Annotated in this window: 1 rRNA gene; it reads left to right on the forward strand. The window is 53.1% G+C overall.

What is annotated here, in order from left to right:
- Window positions 1–1336 (forward strand): 23S ribosomal RNA (locus ACZ6ZQ_RS38565); the annotation flags it as partial.

The raw sequence follows: 1336 nt of genomic DNA on the forward strand, positions 1-1336 counted from the left end.
GAATCTTAGGTAAATCCGGGATGCTAAGGCCGAGAGCGGATGACGAGTTATCTTTTAGATGACGAAGTGGTTGATGCCATGCTTCCAAGAAAAGCTTCTAAGCTTCAGGTAACCAGGAACCGTACCCCAAACCGACACAGGTGGTTGGGTAGAGAATACCAAGGCGCTTGAGAGAACTCGGGTGAAGGAACTAGGCAAAATGGCACCGTAACTTCGGGAGAAGGTGCGCCGGTGAGGGTGAAGGACTTGCTCCGTAAGCTCATGCCGGTCGAAGATACCAGGCCGCTGCGACTGTTTATTAAAAACACAGCACTCTGCAAACACGAAAGTGGACGTATAGGGTGTGACGCCTGCCCGGTGCCGGAAGGTTAATTGATGGGGTTAGCTAACGCGAAGCTCTTGATCGAAGCCCCGGTAAACGGCGGCCGTAACTATAACGGTCCTAAGGTAGCGAAATTCCTTGTCGGGTAAGTTCCGACCTGCACGAATGGCGTAACGATGGCGGCGCTGTCTCCACCCGAGACTCAGTGAAATTGAAATCGCTGTGAAGATGCAGTGTATCCGCGGCTAGACGGAAAGACCCCGTGAACCTTTACTATAGCTTTGCACTGGACTTTGAATTTGCTTGTGTAGGATAGGTGGGAGGCTTTGAAGCGTGGACGCCAGTTCGCGTGGAGCCAACCTTGAAATACCACCCTGGCAACTTTGAGGTTCTAACTCAGGTCCGTTATCCGGATCGAGGACAGTGTATGGTGGGTAGTTTGACTGGGGCGGTCTCCTCCTAAAGAGTAACGGAGGAGTACGAAGGTGCGCTCAGACCGGTCGGAAATCGGTCGTAGAGTATAAAGGCAAAAGCGCGCTTGACTGCGAGACAGACACGTCGAGCAGGTACGAAAGTAGGTCTTAGTGATCCGGTGGTTCTGTATGGAAGGGCCATCGCTCAACGGATAAAAGGTACTCCGGGGATAACAGGCTGATACCGCCCAAGAGTTCATATCGACGGCGGTGTTTGGCACCTCGATGTCGGCTCATCACATCCTGGGGCTGAAGCCGGTCCCAAGGGTATGGCTGTTCGCCATTTAAAGTGGTACGCGAGCTGGGTTTAGAACGTCGTGAGACAGTTCGGTCCCTATCTGCCGTGGACGTTTGAGATTTGAGAGGGGCTGCTCCTAGTACGAGAGGACCGGAGTGGACGAACCTCTGGTGTTCCGGTTGTCACGCCAGTGGCATTGCCGGGTAGCTATGTTCGGAATAGATAACCGCTGAAAGCATCTAAGCGGGAAACTAGCCTCAAGATGAGATCTCACTGGAACCTTGAGTTCCCTGAAGGGCCGTC

The sequence above is a fragment of the Streptomyces sp. NPDC053673 genome (assembly GCF_055585225.1).